Source organism: Pseudobutyrivibrio sp. 49 (genome assembly GCF_900100545.1).
Lineage (GTDB): Bacteria > Bacillota > Clostridia > Lachnospirales > Lachnospiraceae > Pseudobutyrivibrio.
In genome coordinates this window covers 320,366-338,060 of record NZ_FNDP01000001.1, presented here as the reverse complement: position 1 = coordinate 338,060, position 17,695 = coordinate 320,366, and the positions used below count along the sequence as shown (strand labels likewise).

Sequence of the window (17,695 nt, the reverse complement as noted above, 5' to 3'; positions counted from 1 at the left end):
TGCTCTGTATTCCTATCCAACTAACATAATGTTAAGCACAAACCATAACCCATCTTTTTCACTCAATTGCTTAATCTCAATATCTCCGTTATATTTCCTAGCAATTTCCCTAATATTTCGTATTCCAAACCCATGGCCTTCACCATTCTTTAAGGATATAGGGAGCCCATCTTCATCAATCAGAGCCTTTCTCTCTGCCCTATTCTTGATACTAATAATATAAACCTTATCTCGTTCAACTGAAGTTATCTCCACAAACGGCTCCTTAACGTCAATTGAAGCTTCGTATGCATTTTGTAAAGCATTTGTAAGAACCACACACATATCAAATGGATTTACACCTACATTACTTGGATACTTGAAGAATGATTTAAAACTTATTTCATCCTTAGCAAATTTATCTACATACTCTGATAACGCAACATCAGTTACAGCATTTCCCGTCTTCGCAGATGGAACTACGTCCGTATATGCCTCTTCCCATTTACCAAGATAGTCTCTAAGCTCATCATACTTTTCAGACTCCAAAAGGCCTGACATTACAGCTACATGATTACCTGTATCATGACGCATAGCCCTCATCTGCTGATAAACAGCCTCAACTTGCTCCACATACCTTTTGCTGTCGTAAATCTGATTAGCAAGAACACGATTAGCATACTCGTTTTCTTTATTAGCCTTAATGCTCTGATAAAAATATAACGTCACAACTAATGTTAAATACGACATTACGCAGAACAATATTCTATATAAATTACCTGGAATATTTGCTTGAATACTTCCATTTTCAATGCCATCAAACCACAACATGTAATATGCATAGATGATGCGAGTAGCAAGAAAAATACATGCACATGGTATTAATAACATAATAAATTCCTTCCATGACAAGTTTTCATGCTTATTCTTATACGTTTTAAGTACAAGTCTGATTGAAATGAATAACAGCAATAACGCTAATCCGTACTCAATAACTGTTGAGACCACATATTCAGCCACTATTGCCGGAATGCTTTCTCTAAACAAACTGAATCCCATGATAAAATCTCGTTCATAGAACCCAAGCTCAGTGAAGATTTCCAGTGTCAGCCATCTTATGATGAAAAAGCACACACAAAGAAAAACCTTTTGCATAAGATTTCTTTTCTCATCCAATAAGAACAATATGATACCCACAATAAAAAGCGAACATATAGATAAAACTAATCTAATTCCATTTTGAATATCAACATATCTAAGAATACAGTCTACACCCCACTCAAAAAGAGCTGCAACATATACAGCTTTCTTCTTGTTAGCAAACGGACATAGCCAATAAACAAATAGAATCGAAGTAATTAGGCAGTATATTTCAATTGCACCAATCATAAAATTATTAAAAAAAGCGTCTGATACCATCGTCACAAACCTCTTGTATTATATGATAAATATGCTCTTACTAAATCTTGATACTTTCCCCTAGCAACTGGTAATTCTAATCCCATCACCTGAACAACTTTTGAGTTATATGATTGAATTGCTGAAAGATTTATTAAATACGCCCTATGAACCCTAAAGAAATCACCACCAACAATTTTCTCTAAATCCGCCATTCGTCCATAATACTCAATCTCATCATTATCCTTCATATGAAGTACAATTCTACGATTAAAAACCTCAGCAAATGCAATTTCTGATATAGCAATATTTCGACTTAATCCGTTGGCTTTAATCAAAAAAGTTTTACCTTCTGATTCTTTTGAAATCGGCTGATTCGGACGATGCATCACCTCTTCAATAGCTGCATGTAATACTTCTCCAAATTTATCCTTATTGATTGGTTTTACAAGGTAATTGAAAGCTTTGACATCAAATGCTTTAAATACGTATTCCTCTAGCGCAGTCACGAAGATAATCACAGCATTACTTCCTCTAGAACGAACTTGTCGTGCCAACTCCATTCCATCCATTCCAGCCATCTGAATGTCTAGAAACATAATGTCTACATTCCCATCTGCTTCTAACATACCTTCTGCAGATTCAAAACATATAACATCAGCGTTTTCCACTTCTTTTGAGATGCTTTCAGCTATAAAATCCCTTATGTATTTTTCATCATCACAAATTGCAATTTTCATTTTCAAATCCCCCACTGTTCATAAACATTATTATAGCCAATTTACCTTTATGTAAACCTTACCTCTTGCGTGAAACGCACTTTTTTTGTTGTGAATTGCATAAAGTAAAAATGGGATTATGAGCATTTGCCATAATCCCATTGTACATATTTCATCTAAGCTCTTAAATCAAAAGAAGTTTTTCCCTTACTACCAAAAATGCTTTCTGTAATCGCCCTTAAATCAGTTCCCATTCCAATATACTCTTGTGTTTCTAATGACTCACTCTTAATCTTCTCTAGTCTCCGCTTTTCTTCAGCTTCTTTTTCCTTCTTTTTCTTAAGACGCCTTTTTTCAAGTTTCTTCTGTGTTTCTCTGGCCTCATCAGCCTTACGTTTTGCATTTTCACGGGCGATTTTTCCGTCAGGATCATTGGTACAAGCACTTGTCATGGTAATCTCACCATTAGCATCATATTCAATAGTCATAAATGTCATCACTGGATTTCCAGGCATATTCTTTGTGTACTCAACGCTTCTTTTAACACACTCATTTGTTACAGCTAAATTTTCTTCGAGGAAAGCTGCCTTTTCTGGATCCTTATTGCACTTTTCAAGAAAAGCACTTGAAACTGTTACCGTCACGGGAACACCATACATGTTTTTAGTACCTGTATTCATCTCTGGATACTTTTCCTGAAGATATTTTGAATAATCATTTATATTCTTAAAACCAGTTTTTATCTCCTCCTGTCTGGTGACATAAGGCGTAGCCGTTTTAAGTTCCATTATCTGAGAAGTTACTCCACTTACATCCATAGCAATCAGCTCCTTTCATTCTCCCAATAAGAATATCGTGTTCTTAACCAATACTTGTAATAGATCTGTGCTGAAATGCTATAAACTTGGTGTGAATTGTAATTATACTTCCTGTAAAGCCTCTACGTTCCCCATATTCAGCATATCAAGTAAATCCCTACACCATCCAGCTTGCTTTTTGGCGCTAGGATTATTATTCTTCTTTAACCACGAAAATACCTGATTAATCATGGCTTCAGCATCATTTTTTACCCCTGTAAAAAATTTTTCTCCTAGCAACTCGCGATAATCACCATATGTCTCTAATTCATGTGTGAATTTCATTATTTGATATGCGGCCCAATTATTAAATGCGCCTGGAGTTTTGTTTCCAATGTGATCTTGATAAGATAAGTAAGCAAACATCTCCATATCAGAAGCTGAATTGGGGTTCACATCATTAACGTGAATATTATACACATGATACTTTCCGTCATCTCCGGTAAAACGAACCTGAACAACTGGATCTTATGATGTTGACTCAGGTGGAATAACCGCCTCAACCATATGAGAGACTAAACTAGAAACTGGAAAAGTCGTCATTCCAAATTATCCTCTTCTTTATTCCATAAAATCTTAAATACTTGGCTCATCCTTCTTATTTTCCCGGATCTTATTATTCTTTCCACTGAACTTTTCTTTCAGCTGATCTAACACAGATGGCTTCTTATCCGCAATAGCATTTTCCATATCATAGGCTGCAGCATAATGGGCATCTTCCTGAAGAGAATCAAAATCAATTTTCTTCACTCCACCAGAAGTATCCATCAATTCACTTACCACAATATCCGCTACCACTATAGCAATAGACGCATTTGGTCTATCAATTACACCGCCATCTTTTACACGCTTATTCTCATCGTAGATTGTGTAATCGAAGCCTCCATCAGTTTTCTGAACTGCCAAATATTCTTTTCCAATCTTGAAAGCCACTTCATCATTTGTTGTTTCAAATTCCTTGGCATTTTCTTCTATTCTGATTTCAGCTTCAATGCCATGGATGATTTCATTTGCAGTACGCCTGATAGTTTGCATAGAAGATTTAAGCTCTTCCATTTCTTTTCCTGAACTCCATCCAGCGATATAGCCAAAAGAATAATCAGAAGTATCGACACCGAAGTGTTGGCATACTGCATAAGCTACAGATTCAGCCTCGACCTCTTTTGTTCTTCTATCCTTTTTATGAGCTTCACTTTCATCACCTTTTTCAAAATTCCCATGCAAGATGGAATGAGCCAACTCATGTATCAAAGTTTTTAAAGTTTGAGCCTGAGTCATATCCTTCTGGACAACAATTTTATTATCCTTATGAGAATAGAATCCCTTGGCTCCACCTTCAATGTCTCTGTATTCAATAGGCACTTTTGAAATTTCAGCTACCGCTTTGGTGAGCTGATTGAACTTTTCTACCTGTCCAGAAAGCATATCTACACCAATATTTGGAAGCTCTTTTCCTTCTGTATCTGACACATCAAAGACCGTAGATACTTTAAACTTTGTTACTTCTATAGTTTTCTTTGCTCCATCTTTGTCAGTCTTGTCATCATCCACTTCGACCTTCACTTTAACTGGCGAGATAATCTTTATTCCTTTGGCTCCCTTCTTTACATGGCGCTCAAAATTCTTCTGCCATGCTCCATAACCAGCGACCAAACTTGCATCTGGACGCTGCATTGCTATTAGCAAAGTGTTATTGAAGCTGTAGTTATGAAACTTTGACATGGTAGTAAGATAGGTTTTGTATTTCTCAGAATTAAAAAGATCACGGAGTCCCTGTTCGAGTTTTTCCGTGATCTCTTTTACTTCCATTCAAACTCCTTTACTTCACCAGATTCGTAAGAATCCAACACCTGCTTATAGAGCTCTTCTCTAAATTCCTTGGTTATCGGAAATGCGATATCCTTAAAAATAGGATTGCCCTCTTCATCAACAGTCTTGCTTTTGAAACAAGGCATTGATACAAAAAGGTCTCCCTTCTTGCTTTCCACAACCGAAAGATTCTTTACAACAAAACTATCTCCAAATGTTACTGAGCAAAGTCCTTTTACGTTATTGGTTGAAGCTTCTAGCTTATTTGTTTTTACATTAATTTTCATGTTCATAGTCCTCCTTAATTTTTCCATTCTAGTGTTGGCCTAAGGCCAATATTTTCGCGTGGCAAGCAGGGCATTTGTCCGACAAATGCATTTTTGCGGCTTTTACAACTCATTCTCTGAATGAGAGTTTCGGGTACGACTACGTCTACCCTCTTTTTCTTTTTTCTCTTCATCATAGTGATAAATCATTTCCAAATTCTTCCTTGCAATTAGATACTGATTGATGTTTTTCTTGATTTCTGCGTACTCCAAAAACTCTTTTTTCTTTTCATCTAGGATTTCTCCATATTCTTTTCTGAGCTTTTTAATATCAGGTTTGAATCCTTTAGGAAGAGATTTGTATACTTCCTCAGCTGCTTTATAAACTAAAAGCTCCGACTCATGTTCTTCCCAAAACTTCTTACTGTAGCCACTCTTTTTGTATGAAACAAACACCGCTCTGGTCTTCGCATAATCAATTACAGCCTTTTGGAGCTTTTTATTTTCATCCAAAATCGCTTCCTTCTTTTTCATTGATTCCTGTAATTTCTGCATCTTTCCAGAACGATCATCAGTGATTTCTTTCAGTTGCTCGTAAGATTCAATTTTATGTTCCTGCAGAAACAAAAGTGTCTTAGCCATCTGTTTTGCATTAAACTTTTTAGCCCAGTTGATATAACCTTTACCTTTTCCCTCAAGAACCTTATTTTCAACGTCCTTGATAAATTCCAACCTTTTATTCTCATTATTCTTTCCACGATAGTACTTTCCTCGCTGTCTCCTTTCACTGCGAGGTGCAGGATTTATGATAGAAAGCCCATTCTCTGAACATAAAATATCTGATATTCTCCCAACTGCCATGCCGCTATGACGGAAATCCCTGAATTTTTTCTTCCCATCCAAAGCTATGGAATTAAAAATAATATGATTATGAATATGAGCCTTATCAGTATGAGTACAAACTGTAAAAGCATGCTTACCTTTGGTAAATCTCATGGCCAGCTCATAACCAATCTCATTTGCTTTTTCTGGAGTTATCTCCCCTGGCTTAAATGACTGTCTTATCTGATAAGCAATGACTTCGTCTTTACGAACTGAACGAACTCTGTCGTGGTATAATTTGTGAGAAAGCACGAACTCCTCGTTTGCTGTTTCAATATCACAGCCATGGGTTGTGACGTATTTCTTTTGTTCTGTCTTCAGCTCGTTTTCTGTGTAATCCATTCTTTCCTGTAAGCACGTAGCCAAATCTTTGCCCTTTGTCACATGCAATGCCATCAGTCTTGTAGCTGCCATAAGTTTTCCTTTCTATCAAAAAAGCAGCCTCCTCCATTTTCGGAAAAGACTGCCTTAATGATTTTTATATAGTTTCTTTAGATTCGTCTTAGGTTATCCCGAAGAGAATCACATATTAACTGTAGATTTGCTGCAAAGAACAAAATGCCAAGAACTACCACAATAATGACTCCACTAATTGCAGCTAATGGGATGTCATGACCAATAAGATTTATGATTCCAATCACAAGGAAAATATTGATAATTACAGCTCCTACTCTTGCACCAACTTCTATAGAAACCTTAGCTAAAAGTGAACCAATAGTAAGAAGTGCCATCACAGGAACCAAAATCAATTTCAAAAAAACTCTAAAAATAAACATAAGCCTCAACCTCCCAAATCAATCATTTTTCTAAAGTCTAATCTAGCAAATTAAAACATGCAATGATGTCACTAATCAATCGCTGCAAATTTCTGCATGATATCTCTTGTGCCATTCCAGATTTCATCAAGACGCTTTTGAAGCTCTTTTATATCTTGCTGGTAAACTACTCCCAGTCCATTAGCTTTCTTTGCATATTGATTAAGATTGTTAGAACACATACGCAGTAAATACACTAATTCATTTAAATCCTTAGTATCAATCTTAACGCAGTATCCATCTAAAATCATCTTTCTCATGTAGGCACTCATGCTAGAGATTTCCAACTCATCCATCTTGAATTTCATTCTTTGAAGCTCATCATCTGTCAATCTCACAGTTATGCGATTTGTGTATCTTTGCACTTTTCTCTGCCTCCAAAGCTATCTTCCTTTTCTCTTCATACTCTTTTTCCTTTTTGTAGGTTTGTTCTGAAATGCTATCCTCTGGAAGATTATTTATGATGCCATCAAAATTGTTATCATTTCCTTCAATGGCATCTTCTGCAACCTTGAGATAATTCTTTTTTGAAAAAATTGTATGTTGTTCAAGGATATTTTCCTCAATATCAGAAAGCTCCTCTTCCTTGGAAAGTCTCTCATTTGCAATATCAAGTCCATCCATAGGCTACCTCCTATTCCACAGGCACATCATCATAATCCATATCCTCTGATTCTGAAGGAATTTCAATATATTCCTCCCCATCATCAATGATAGGACCAGTCTTTTTCTTTATGAAACTGCTCTTATTACTGTAGAAATAAAGACCACCTACACCAGCCATTCCAAGCAAAATACAAATAACCAATATGTTGCTTTTACTTGATTTCTTTTCTGGTTTTACTGGTCCTTCATCAGTATTTGTTTCTTCACTATCTGGTTTTGTTGTTTGAGCTTTCGCAGCCTCAGCAGCTTCCTTTGCTTTTTCCAATTCTTCCTTTTCATCATCATCTAAAAGAGCCATTAGATCCTGCTCATCAACAAGATTAAGGAAATGAACTGTGTTCTCGCCATTATCATCTCTATCGATAATAATATAAAAGATGTTTCCATCTTTTGTTGTAACCGTAATAAACTGCTTTCCTGTTTTTTCTTTGGTTCCATAATCATCCACAATAGAAAGATTTCCATCTGGTGTAAGAGGCCCCATTTCTTCAACCTCTTCCTCCTCAGATTCTTCATAATCTTCATCAATTACAGATGTGTCTACATTATCTGGAACATGAGCTTCTGCTCTTATTGGTGCAGATACTGCTGCAATCACGCCTACAAGAGCAAGCATCATTATTTTAGTTTTAATATTCTTCATCGAAATCATCCTCCTTTACAACATTCGTATTTGCGATTTCTTCAATAGGTTTATTCCCTGGCAAGTTATCCTTCGAGTATGCAATCAAGTTAGCCAGTTGCTCAGGGGTTAACTCTGCTGCAACCATCATGTCATGAATACAGGTCTTTTCTATTTCTGCACATTTCTTTTGGAGATTCTTCACTTTGTTATCCCATTCATCTCTTTTGGCTTCAGCTCTTTTCAAATCACTTCTGACTTTATCTAATCTTTCAAACATGGTTCCTCCATCTATGGCAATCTTCCATAACATAAAAAGTGTTTTCTGTAGTAATTACTTTCAATAGATGTGTACTGGATTGGATTTCCGCAATGTAGCATAATTCCATTTCCACAGTAGATTCCTACGTGAGTGGCTCCTGCTTTGTTCTTTTGAGTACCTTTAAAGAAAATCAAATCACCTGGTTTTGCTTCCTCTGCAGATACGACAGTGCATTTCGCCTTAAGTCCATTACAATCTGTTCTTCCAACACTCCATCCTGAATGATTAAGCACCCAGCAAACAAATCCACTACAGTCAAATCCCTGACTAGGACTAGAACCGCCCCACACATATGCTCTACCTAAATACTTTTCACCCTCAGCAATCATTGCTGCAAAATTCTGATCAGTTAAAGCTTCAGGTGGCACTTCTAAATCATCTGGTATCTCTATATCTGTATATAGATCTTCAAACAACTCTGGCTTGTTACCTTTTGTTTCAAGCAATAAATTGTACCTGGCTCTTTGTACATCACTTAATGGTTTTGAAGCAATTACGCTTCCCAAGCCTTTGTTATTTAGCTTTACTTTCAAAATAGAAACTGTATAGTACTCTATCTCCTGATAGGAATATACTTTTCCATTTTCTATGCCATATTTAGTAACTGTTCTATACCTTGTTTCTGTTCTAGGTGTATAGGTGAGATTATACTGTGCATCAAATAATTCCTTTATTACAGGCTTCATGTCTCGCCTAGTGAAATTCTCATAAGCTGCTGTTAAATAAGAAATCAGCTCGTAGGGATTGTGTCCAATCTCTTCAAGCTGATACTCATACTCATCGTAGCCAGGAAAATCTGACTCTGTATTATTTATTGTTTTCCTAAGTTCTTTCTCTAGTTTTGTATAATCAGAATTAACACCTATGATATCCTCATCATAAGCTGTATAGGTTCCAGCAACTACTGATTCACTCATAGAACCAAACAGACTAAGCAAATCAACCTTTACTACGTGAAGAACAATAATACATACCACAATAACCACTAAGATAACAGCGATAATAGGATTTTCTATAATCAGCTCCACTAATGAAGATACCAATCTCCTACCAGCATCAAATAACGCCTTACCGATTTTAGCTGCCTCCTCAGCTGCTTTCTTTGAAACTTCGGCAGTAGCTTTGGCAGATTGTTTACCTGCTTCTGCTGCAGCCTTAGCCTGTTCTCTTTGAATTTGAGCTCGTTTTATTTTTTTCTTAATCAGCTTTTTTGTTAATTCATGAGCTTCACTGACTGCAGACCTTCCATAATCCAGTGCATCTCCACCTACGTTTTCATCCTTATTGTAGTCATACATTACATGCCTCCCATCTGTTTAATCTGCGCAAGCTCCTCTGGTTTTGTGGTGAGATACTTATATAGGACGTTATCCTTAGGGAAGTTATCCTTGAATGGAAGTACCACATCACCAAAGAACATCAATCCTCTACCAGAAGGAGCATTGGTTACATATTTAAGCTGGGCTTCACTAATGCCTAGACTATCTGCAAGAATTTGTTTATCCTCAGCACCCTGATTAAGCATATAGATGAAATCGCAGTTTTCGAAAATGTTACTAATCTCTGGACTAGCTAATACATCCTTAACATTCTGAGTAAGTGCTGTAGGGATTCCTCCCCACTTTCTAAATCGCTTATAGATTTCTACTGAATATGCAGCTGTCTGCTCATCCTTTAACAAAAGGTGGAACTCGTCCATATAGTATCTGGTAGTCTTTCCTATATCACGATTCATAGTTACACGGCCCCACACCTGATCATGAACAATAAGCATACCTACCTTCTTAAGCTGCTTTCCTAAATCCTTAATGTCATAGCAAACTATTCTGTTATTGATGTTTACGTTTGTACGGTGATTAAACACGTTTAGAGAGCCTTTAACATATAATTCAAGGGAAGTAGCTACCTCTTTAGCCTCTTTCTCAGATTGCTTCATAAGCTCCTTATAAAGGTCTTCAAGAAGTGGCATACGCTCTGGTATAGGATTCTTATAAAACTCGGCATACACATTCCTAATACATCTATCAATAATCGTCTTCTGAATACCAGTAAGACCATCCCTTTGATTAAGAATTAACTCACAAAGTGATAATAGAAACTCTGCCTTAAGTGAAACAGCATCCTCACCATCTGAATAGTTATCATTGATATCCATAGGGTTGATATACTGAGTAGACTTCTGACTAATATGAATTACCTGGCCACCAAAGAGCTCTACTAAAGGTGTATACTCTCGCTCTGGATCACTGATAATGATGTCATCACTACTAGATAGCACTACATTGGCTATCTCTCTTTTTGCAGCCAGTGATTTACCAGAACCCGGCTTACCAAAGAACATTCCATTTGGATTATTAGCCTTCTTTCTATCAGCAAAGATAAGCTCTCCTGTAAGTGCATTTTGGCCATAGTACAAATCGTTCTCATCCTGCTTTAATAGCTCTGGAATTAAAAAAGGGATAAACACAGCAACCGATGAAGTGGTTACCTGTCTATCCTTTTTAATAAGATTACATCCCAGAGGAAGTACACTCTTAATAGCTTTAGCTTGTCTGTATTCAAGAGTATACGTCTCGCAGCTAAACTGCTGAGCTATACTCTTTTGCTGCTTAACATTGTTCTTTAGGCTGTCTTTTGTGCTACCAGTAGTCATTAATACGAATGTCATATTGAACATTCTTTCATTCTGACTCTGCAGATTAGAAAGCATTGAGCTGGCATCAGCACCATACAGATTAAGGTCATTAGGAATTAAATCCATATCATATCCAGCCTTTACTGCTTTCTTCTGCTCATCAATCTTGTTTGAATCAATATCAGTAATCTTTCTTTTAACTCCTTTGATGGCTTCATTCTGATTTACAGACTGTAAATGAATACTGATAAACTGCTGACAGTCTAAATCAAGAAGCTGCTCAAAGAACTGATCAGATATTTCAGGAGCATCATAAGAGAAACAACTCACCTGACCATAGTAGCCTGGTTTCTTGAAAATATTCTTCATAGGATATTCAATATTATCTTCAAGACTACCCGCTCCAAATTGCATTTGATTTAGGATATCAATCCTCTGCTGTCCATCTAGCGTCTTTGCTTTGACTCCCATTTGTTCGAAGTTTTCTATCACCTTATCTTCAATCTTATGAAGTCGCCCCTTTGCCTCTTTTAGTGAGCCACCTCTTATACCGAAAGTTAGATACTTAGTCTTAACTAGCACATCGTCAAGACATCCTTTGTGATCTATAAGCATCTTTGAATACTCAGCCCTAAGTGAATCCATATTATCGTCTTTACGAACTATGCTTAAATGTTCCCTTAGTTCTTTAGCGTTCGCATATACGTTAGCAAAGGTTAATTCAAACTCTACACTCGTATCAAAGTAATTTAGGAATGTCTTCCACTGTTCAAAAATCAAATCCTTATGCCTATCAGAAGCGAGTTTATAATTAATATCACTAAATTCAACAGTCTTGGTATAAAGATTTCCATCCACAAGACAAATGCCATTAGCATACATCCTATCATAAATCTGTTTCTCCTGATTCTTCTTAAGCTTAAACTCTATTGCTCTTTGAATAATGATTTCGAATGTATCTCCATTCTTCTCATACATAGCCACAAAAAATAGCGGCATCATGACCGCCATCATCACAAAGGTAGGAACACTTATATCTACCTGTAATTTCTTAATCAGGAAGAATGTAGGGATACCAATCATAGCTGCAAGCGTAAAACAAATCACCTGCCTCTTAGTAAGCCCAAAAGCCACCTTTTCCTTCACTCTTGTTAAATCGCTGGGGACTTTTACATTTACTGCCATATCTATTCCTTTCTACTGTGCTGAAAATACTCTCTTTGATAGTGTGCCAGTCTTAAACAAACTGAATACCAGAAGTATGTTGTATCCCATAATGCCCCAGATAGTACCTACAATATCATCTGAAATCGTAATGTTCTGAATGAGCACTGCATAGATTCCTACTACAATAAGGATTAAGAATCCTTGGAATCCAATAGCAAGCAAACTTCTCACATAGTTCTGTCCTATATGACTCTGTTCCTTATTTCCAAATGTTGAAAATGGAATTGGAGCCATACTAACTAACAGATAGATTTCTATCATACGTCCATAGATAACTACAAATATGATTAATGAAAGAATCTTAAAACCTGCTCCGAGCACTGTGATTTCAGCGTATATAGGTAGGATTTCTCCTATACCCATACTCTCTAAGGTAGATCTCAATTGTGCCAGCTGTGGTCCTGTAACCGCTGTAGAATGCGTAATGAAACTACCAGCGTCTTGGCATACATGGCCGGTAACATCAAAGACTGCCATAGTAAAGTCAAAGCAATGTGTAATTGCCAAAACTGCCACCGATGTTTTTAACAACCATTTAATAAATATCCATGTCTCAAAGTTTGCTAAATTATTATGTGCTACCACTAACTGTATCAACTCATAACAGGCAATGAATGTCATAATAATTCCTGCTATCGGTAAAAGAGCCGTTTCAGAAGTTGATTTAATCAGTGGATACACACCTGGAACAAAATCTGCTGGACCAGTAGATACCTGTCCAGCTACTTTTGCTACTTCATCATTAACACTATCAAAAAGACCCGTCAGAACCCACATAACACCGTCAATAAGCTTACTCTTCACATAGTCCGCCATTGCGTCAAATATTAAATCCATATGTTGTTCTCCTGTCTTTACTACAAATACAAGGAGCTGAAAGCAATGCCTTCAGCCCCAATTTCAGGTTCAATATTTAGTTTTAATACCAGCTCTTAGAACAAACCTGAAAGAAGTGGAATGAGCTTAATACCAATGAGGATGATTCCACCACCACTCATGAACTGCTTCATTCCCTGCGACTTAGCGCCCGGATTGTCATTGCCATATCCTTCAAGAAGGTTTACCGTGCCCCAAACTCCAAGGCCTGCGCCGATTGCTGTTACTAAAGTTCCCATTACGTCTACACCTGAATTAAAAAATGCCATTTTGATACCTGGTTCGAAAACTCACCATCATCCATTGTCCTTCATCCGGAATCTCTCCATCATTTTTTCACCTTCATTCGGAAGCAGCGAGCTTCCGAATTTTCCTTTCTTCTTAAAAATATAGTTTATAGTTTCATCTCATGCCTTAATCCTGCGCACCTGATTTTGGGCATAATAATAGACCAGAGAATCTGAGCGTCCCCAGAGTCGCTGGTCTATGTAAGGTTCATATTCAGTTCGACAAACCTGAATTATCTGTGAATCTATTCTTGCCCAACTCTAATAAATGGTGCTGAAATTGTAGAGTCTAATAACCCTTTATATGCACTTACTTTTCTGAATGTATTCCCCATCATTTCTGTGCTTCTATATTCTCTTATTGCATCCATATCAAAATCTGCATAATACAGCCCTTCTGTCATATCGTCAGCAAGCACAATCGTATTATCAACGCAAATACCATTTTTATCCCAGCAAATAGGACTGTATGCACAGGAACAACCTGCATTTTGTCCATTTGCATTTGCCATTGCTATCCCAACCATATTCTCATATGCTCTGGTAGACAAAGCTTGAATGCGTGGTTTCATTGAGCCACAGTCATTAGGCACAAGAATGATTTCTGCCCCTTTTAGCATAAGCATTCTCGCGCTCTCAGGGTATTCTCTATCGTAGCAAATCATTATGCCAATTTTTATTTCATCAAAATCACAAACCTTAAACTCGGTTCCTGCCTCAACATCTTTTTCATCTGCGAAATCACAAGTATGTACCTTGGAATACTTCATCAGTATTTCCCCAGATTTATTGATTACAAATGCTGTATTTTGAGGTTGCACCTTGCCTTTAGTAAAAGATGTCAGCACAACACCGATGTTATGCGTTTTAGCTGCTTCGCATACTTTCTTGATAACTTCATCTTCACAGGATATGCTTTTTTCATATGTCATCGGAAGATCGTAACCTGTTATAAAGCACTCCGGAAGCAGCAAAATATCTGCTCCATGTTTAGATGCATCCTTCATCGAACAGATTATGGTAGCAATATTTCTCTTTATATTCGAATTCTCTGCACGAGACTGTAAAATCGCCACTTTAAAAGTCATACTTTCCTCCGTAAATTCCGATTCTTAATATATAAGTAGAGCATAATTCCGCCTAATAGCGCTTTCATTTAGATAAACACATTTATCTTATAATTCTTCCAATGCGGGCACTTGAAAAAATATCCTCAAAACAGTTTGGAGAATTTGCGTATAAATGAGTTCTCATCATATTTTTGTATCTCTGTAAATTCTTTATTATCATCATTGTCGCCCCAAAAACTCAGATATTTATATACCTCTTCTAGATTACTTATTTTTAATCCTATACAAGATGCCAAATGATGCTTCTTCTTAAAATCGTTAAATGATTCTATTGCATCTGTTACAATTGTGACTCTTTGATCAGCATAAAGTTCATTAGCCAAAATTCTATTCTTATGAATAGTACTCATAAAATGTTGTCCTCTAAATTCCTCAAAAATTATTTCTTGAATATCAGAAGAATCATAAAAAAGAACGCCTCCAACAATTGTCTTCCCATCCGATGTTAATACCAAAAATTTATGGAAAGACTCCAACTCTTCTCTGTACTGTTTATCAATCTGTTCAAAATCATCCCTTGTAACACGATAAGTTCTTTCATCATTCAACAACTCTCCCACAGGAAGAACTATACTGCGCAAAATACGCTCAAATGTTTCTTCTTGCATAACTTCTATAACACCTCACCTTTATTTCTATTTTTTTTAATATATTTTTCCACATCTATTTATCATTTGAATTCTTTCAAACTTAATCATCGTAATTATAAAATCATCATATTTAATTAGTTACAACATAAAGTATAGCAATTTTAATACAATCAAAAAAGATAACTTTTTATATTTTGGCGGCAAGCCTGCGCCAACCGCCATACCATTACATCTTCACTACATCAAACATTTCTCCACTTTTGACCTTTAATCCACTCCTAAGATACTTCTCAATATCTAAGTTATTTCTAGAATCATATTCTCCAGTCTCCTGATACAATGGATGCTGAGTAACATCATATTTGTCCGACAAAAATGGTCTTACACCACGAAGCTGCAAGATGCATTTATCTCCATCCATAACAGCCAGCTCATCCATAGTCATTAGGTCTTTACCGGCTTTTTGATAGTTAGTAGAAAATGAAGGATTGTTACCTCTACTTTCTCCAGTGTTATACATGTCAATAGTTTCCTTACCTAATGCTTGGCTTAAATCTTTTAATGTGGATGGTTCTGAACCACCTAAGAAAAGCTGCGAATCCATATTTCCAATGATAGTGTCACAGTGATCTTTATAGATAGCTTTCAACTGTGATTTAGCTTGTAGGAATAAGCAAGCACTTATCTCACGGCTTCGAATTGTAGCTACCAGCTTCTCTAGGTTTGGTATCTGTCCGATGTTTGCTGTCTCATCTATAAGACAGCGTACATGCACTGGAAGTCTTCCTCCATAAACATCATCCGCTTTCTCACAAAGCAAATTGAAAAGCTGTGTGTAGATAAGTGAAATCAAAAAATTGAATGTAGCATCTGTATCACTCATGATTAGAAACAATGCTGTCTTTTGATCACCTAATGTATCAAGCTGTAATTCATCATAAGTTGTAATCTCACGAAGCTCTTCAATATCAAATGGGGCTAATCTGGCACCGCATGAAATTAAAATACTTTTCATCGTTTTGCCAGCTGCCATTTTAAACTTTTTATATTGCCGTACCGCAAAGTGATTTGGATTCTTTTTCTCCAGTTCGTTAAACATAATATCTACAGGATTCTCGTAATCCTCATCATCTTCCCTGACCTCGCAGGCATTTAAGAAATCAAGCAATGTATTAAAGTTTTGTTCCTCTTCAGGAGCCTCATAATGGATATAACCAATGAGTGCTGTATAAAGGAGGGTTTCAGCTTTGGTCCAGAACTGATCTCCTTCTTTACCATCCCCTTTTGTATTAGTAATAAGCGCATTAACAAGCTTTAATATATCCTTTTCAGAGTGAATGTACTCGAAGGGATTGTAATGCATGCTTTTTGCAAAATTGATGGTATTAAATATTTTCAATCTATAGCCATGCTTCAAAAGAGTCTTACCACATTTGATAACAACATCTCCCTTTGGATCAGTGACTACATAACTAGAATGCATCTGTAAAAGGTTTGGCAGTAAGAAGAATCTAGTCTTACCTGATCCAGAACCACCTGTAATTACAACATTCTTATTTCTTGCATATTTTGGCTGTTTAGGGCGGCTGCTCATCATCAGTCGCTCTGTCTGGGTGAGGATGATATTATCCTCAAACTTTGGTGCCTCGAAAGGCTCTATGTCCTGCTGATTTCCCCATCGTGCTGAACCATATTCTGCACCATGACGATATTTCTTAGCATTCTTTCCCTTCACATAAACAACAACCTTCATCACAACACCAATAACAATACCGACTACCAAATCAAATGGATAAAAACTTGGTAAGAAATTCGAGAAGGCAATCGGAAGAGACTGAAATAATCCATCAATCTTTTCCGATATTCCAAAACCTTCTGATATTCTCCAGGCTTCACCTAGATTTGTTGCGAATAATCCCATCAACACATAAGGAACATTCAGCAGAATTAATTTCTTCTGCTGCTTTGTCATCTAACGTGCTCCTTCTTCTTAGTTCGTGTTTTCTTTGGTTGTGACTTAACCTTCTGAACCAGACGTTTAAGCTTTTCACGGACGCTAGGCCTTTGTTCTTTCTTAACCATCTTGGCTCCATATTCATTCATTACGGCTTCTAAAGCATCTGTATCTCTAGCCTTAAAGAAAGCAGTATATACTGGTGGATTTTGATTTTTATCTTTTATAACTGCGAAATCCACTCCATACTTCTTGGCTATTCTTTCAAAGGTCTTAATACCTTTATCACCAATCTCCATACTGGTAACACCTTGATTCTGCTTTATAAGCTCATCAATAGATTGCTTTCCCTGTATATGGCTATCAATACTTTCTAGCTTCTTATTTGCTCTATGCCGCATATAAAGCCTAATGCCGGCCATAATTCCATTAATGGACATTCTAGTACCTGTTATAGCCAGCCGGACTGTTTTCTCTTCAATCTCTTCCTGCAAAATCTCACCTCCTCTCCACTAAAAAAACAGATACTAAATATTAATTCTTAGCATCTGTTTCTTCTTTCTCTTTATTCTGTTTTATTAATTCCTGATATTTTGAAAGCCTATCAGCTTTCTTTTGATTTTCATCAAAACTTAAATCTACTTCTACTGGAATCATAGTT

Annotated in this window: 21 protein-coding genes; all 21 read right to left on the bottom strand. The window is 36.6% G+C overall.

What is annotated here, in order from left to right:
• Positions 1 to 12: 12 nt before the first annotated feature.
• On the bottom strand, positions 13 to 1,398 hold the full coding sequence (locus tag BLP54_RS01405) for a sensor histidine kinase (RefSeq protein WP_090166041.1): 1,386 nt from the start codon (positions 1,396 to 1,398) through the stop codon (positions 13 to 15).
• A gap of 2 nt (positions 1,399 to 1,400) precedes the next feature.
• Entirely contained in the window at positions 1,401 to 2,117 is a 717-nt protein-coding gene (locus BLP54_RS01400; RefSeq protein WP_090166039.1) for a LytR/AlgR family response regulator transcription factor, read from the bottom strand.
• Positions 2,118 to 2,272: 155 nt separating this feature from the next.
• Entirely contained in the window at positions 2,273 to 2,914 is a 642-nt protein-coding gene (locus BLP54_RS01395; protein ID WP_072919644.1) for a hypothetical protein, read from the bottom strand.
• A gap of 102 nt (positions 2,915 to 3,016) precedes the next feature.
• Positions 3,017 to 3,373, bottom strand: a complete 357-nt coding sequence (locus tag BLP54_RS01390) for a hypothetical protein (protein ID WP_090166037.1) — start codon at positions 3,371 to 3,373, stop codon at positions 3,017 to 3,019.
• Between the two features lie 156 nt (positions 3,374 to 3,529).
• A complete protein-coding gene (locus tag BLP54_RS01385; protein ID WP_090166035.1) occupies positions 3,530 to 4,762 on the bottom strand; it encodes an LPD16 domain-containing protein in 1,233 nt (410 codons plus the stop codon).
• Complete coding sequence (locus BLP54_RS01380; protein ID WP_072919429.1) at positions 4,753 to 5,049, bottom strand: SpoVG family protein; 297 nt, start codon at positions 5,047 to 5,049, stop codon at positions 4,753 to 4,755. The genes BLP54_RS01385 and BLP54_RS01380 overlap by 10 nt, the downstream gene beginning before the upstream one ends.
• 102 nt (positions 5,050 to 5,151) lie before the next feature.
• Positions 5,152 to 6,324: a relaxase/mobilization nuclease domain-containing protein gene (locus tag BLP54_RS01375; RefSeq protein WP_090166033.1), complete on the bottom strand. Its 1,173-nt coding sequence runs from the start codon at positions 6,322 to 6,324 to the stop codon at positions 5,152 to 5,154.
• Positions 6,325 to 6,401: 77 nt separating this feature from the next.
• Complete coding sequence (locus BLP54_RS01370) at positions 6,402 to 6,686, bottom strand: hypothetical protein (protein ID WP_090166030.1); 285 nt, start codon at positions 6,684 to 6,686, stop codon at positions 6,402 to 6,404.
• Positions 6,687 to 6,757: 71 nt separating this feature from the next.
• The gene (locus BLP54_RS01365) at positions 6,758 to 7,090 is read right to left on the bottom strand and encodes a plasmid mobilization protein (RefSeq protein ID WP_330386109.1); all 333 of its coding nucleotides are present in this window, start codon (positions 7,088 to 7,090) and stop codon (positions 6,758 to 6,760) included.
• A complete protein-coding gene (locus tag BLP54_RS01360) occupies positions 7,047 to 7,349 on the bottom strand; it encodes a DUF4316 domain-containing protein (protein WP_090166026.1) in 303 nt (100 codons plus the stop codon). Before BLP54_RS01360 ends, BLP54_RS01365 begins: the two co-directional genes overlap by 44 nt.
• 10 nt (positions 7,350 to 7,359) lie before the next feature.
• Positions 7,360 to 8,034: a DUF4366 domain-containing protein gene (locus BLP54_RS01355; RefSeq protein ID WP_242870601.1), complete on the bottom strand. Its 675-nt coding sequence runs from the start codon at positions 8,032 to 8,034 to the stop codon at positions 7,360 to 7,362.
• Entirely contained in the window at positions 8,021 to 8,293 is a 273-nt protein-coding gene (locus BLP54_RS01350; protein ID WP_072919416.1) for a DUF4315 family protein, read from the bottom strand. Before BLP54_RS01350 ends, BLP54_RS01355 begins: the two co-directional genes overlap by 14 nt.
• 11 nt (positions 8,294 to 8,304) lie before the next feature.
• A complete protein-coding gene (locus tag BLP54_RS01345) occupies positions 8,305 to 9,633 on the bottom strand; it encodes a CD1108 family mobile element protein (RefSeq protein ID WP_090166022.1) in 1,329 nt (442 codons plus the stop codon).
• Positions 9,633 to 12,155, bottom strand: coding sequence for a VirB4-like conjugal transfer ATPase, CD1110 family (locus BLP54_RS01340; RefSeq protein ID WP_090166020.1), 2,523 nt, complete (start codon positions 12,153 to 12,155; stop codon positions 9,633 to 9,635). Before BLP54_RS01340 ends, BLP54_RS01345 begins: the two co-directional genes overlap by 1 nt.
• Before the next feature lie 12 nt (positions 12,156 to 12,167).
• Positions 12,168 to 13,034 (bottom strand): VirB6/TrbL-like conjugal transfer protein, CD1112 family, encoded by an 867-nt coding sequence (locus tag BLP54_RS01335; RefSeq protein ID WP_090166018.1) that lies wholly within the window; start codon positions 13,032 to 13,034, stop codon positions 12,168 to 12,170.
• Between the two features lie 95 nt (positions 13,035 to 13,129).
• On the bottom strand, positions 13,130 to 13,342 hold the full coding sequence (locus BLP54_RS01330) for a Maff2 family mobile element protein (RefSeq protein ID WP_090166016.1): 213 nt from the start codon (positions 13,340 to 13,342) through the stop codon (positions 13,130 to 13,132).
• Positions 13,343 to 13,605: 263 nt separating this feature from the next.
• Entirely contained in the window at positions 13,606 to 14,448 is an 843-nt protein-coding gene (locus BLP54_RS01325; protein WP_090166014.1) for a carbon-nitrogen hydrolase family protein, read from the bottom strand.
• Positions 14,449 to 14,573: 125 nt separating this feature from the next.
• Positions 14,574 to 15,098 (bottom strand): hypothetical protein, encoded by a 525-nt coding sequence (locus BLP54_RS01320; RefSeq protein WP_090166012.1) that lies wholly within the window; start codon positions 15,096 to 15,098, stop codon positions 14,574 to 14,576.
• Positions 15,099 to 15,306: 208 nt separating this feature from the next.
• Positions 15,307 to 17,052 (bottom strand): VirD4-like conjugal transfer protein, CD1115 family, encoded by a 1,746-nt coding sequence (locus BLP54_RS01315; RefSeq protein ID WP_090166010.1) that lies wholly within the window; start codon positions 17,050 to 17,052, stop codon positions 15,307 to 15,309.
• The gene (locus BLP54_RS01310; protein ID WP_090166008.1) at positions 17,049 to 17,528 is read right to left on the bottom strand and encodes a PcfB family protein; all 480 of its coding nucleotides are present in this window, start codon (positions 17,526 to 17,528) and stop codon (positions 17,049 to 17,051) included. Before BLP54_RS01310 ends, BLP54_RS01315 begins: the two co-directional genes overlap by 4 nt.
• Positions 17,529 to 17,568: 40 nt before the next feature.
• The gene (locus BLP54_RS16205) at positions 17,569 to 17,691 is read right to left on the bottom strand and encodes a hypothetical protein (protein WP_278335353.1); all 123 of its coding nucleotides are present in this window, start codon (positions 17,689 to 17,691) and stop codon (positions 17,569 to 17,571) included.
• Between the last annotated feature and the right edge of the window lie 4 nt (positions 17,692 to 17,695).

What these genes read in the sequence shown, in the direction of transcription:
- BLP54_RS01350 (WP_072919416.1), bottom strand. Translation starts at nt 8,293, where the DNA reads ATGTTTGAAAGATTAGATAAAGTCAGAAGTGATTTGAAAAGAGCTGAA.
- BLP54_RS01355 (WP_242870601.1), bottom strand. Translation starts at nt 8,034, where the DNA reads ATGAAGAATATTAAAACTAAAATAATGATGCTTGCTCTTGTAGGCGTG.
- BLP54_RS01395 (WP_072919644.1), bottom strand. Translation starts at nt 2,914, where the DNA reads ATGGATGTAAGTGGAGTAACTTCTCAGATAATGGAACTTAAAACGGCT.
- BLP54_RS01345 (WP_090166022.1), bottom strand. Translation starts at nt 9,633, where the DNA reads ATGTATGACTACAATAAGGATGAAAACGTAGGTGGAGATGCACTGGAT.
- BLP54_RS01370 (WP_090166030.1), bottom strand. Translation starts at nt 6,686, where the DNA reads ATGTTTATTTTTAGAGTTTTTTTGAAATTGATTTTGGTTCCTGTGATG.
- BLP54_RS01380 (WP_072919429.1), bottom strand. Translation starts at nt 5,049, where the DNA reads ATGAAAATTAATGTAAAAACAAATAAGCTAGAAGCTTCAACCAATAAC.
- BLP54_RS16205 (WP_278335353.1), bottom strand. Translation starts at nt 17,691, where the DNA reads ATGATTCCAGTAGAAGTAGATTTAAGTTTTGATGAAAATCAAAAGAAA.
- BLP54_RS01320 (WP_090166012.1), bottom strand. Translation starts at nt 15,098, where the DNA reads ATGCAAGAAGAAACATTTGAGCGTATTTTGCGCAGTATAGTTCTTCCT.
- BLP54_RS01335 (WP_090166018.1), bottom strand. Translation starts at nt 13,034, where the DNA reads ATGGATTTAATATTTGACGCAATGGCGGACTATGTGAAGAGTAAGCTT.
- BLP54_RS01340 (WP_090166020.1), bottom strand. Translation starts at nt 12,155, where the DNA reads ATGGCAGTAAATGTAAAAGTCCCCAGCGATTTAACAAGAGTGAAGGAA.
- BLP54_RS01375 (WP_090166033.1), bottom strand. Translation starts at nt 6,324, where the DNA reads ATGGCAGCTACAAGACTGATGGCATTGCATGTGACAAAGGGCAAAGAT.
- BLP54_RS01405 (WP_090166041.1), bottom strand. Translation starts at nt 1,398, where the DNA reads ATGGTATCAGACGCTTTTTTTAATAATTTTATGATTGGTGCAATTGAA.
- BLP54_RS01360 (WP_090166026.1), bottom strand. Translation starts at nt 7,349, where the DNA reads ATGGATGGACTTGATATTGCAAATGAGAGACTTTCCAAGGAAGAGGAG.
- BLP54_RS01315 (WP_090166010.1), bottom strand. Translation starts at nt 17,052, where the DNA reads ATGACAAAGCAGCAGAAGAAATTAATTCTGCTGAATGTTCCTTATGTG.
- BLP54_RS01400 (WP_090166039.1), bottom strand. Translation starts at nt 2,117, where the DNA reads ATGAAAATTGCAATTTGTGATGATGAAAAATACATAAGGGATTTTATA.
- BLP54_RS01325 (WP_090166014.1), bottom strand. Translation starts at nt 14,448, where the DNA reads ATGACTTTTAAAGTGGCGATTTTACAGTCTCGTGCAGAGAATTCGAAT.
- BLP54_RS01330 (WP_090166016.1), bottom strand. Translation starts at nt 13,342, where the DNA reads ATGGCATTTTTTAATTCAGGTGTAGACGTAATGGGAACTTTAGTAACA.
- BLP54_RS01385 (WP_090166035.1), bottom strand. Translation starts at nt 4,762, where the DNA reads ATGGAAGTAAAAGAGATCACGGAAAAACTCGAACAGGGACTCCGTGAT.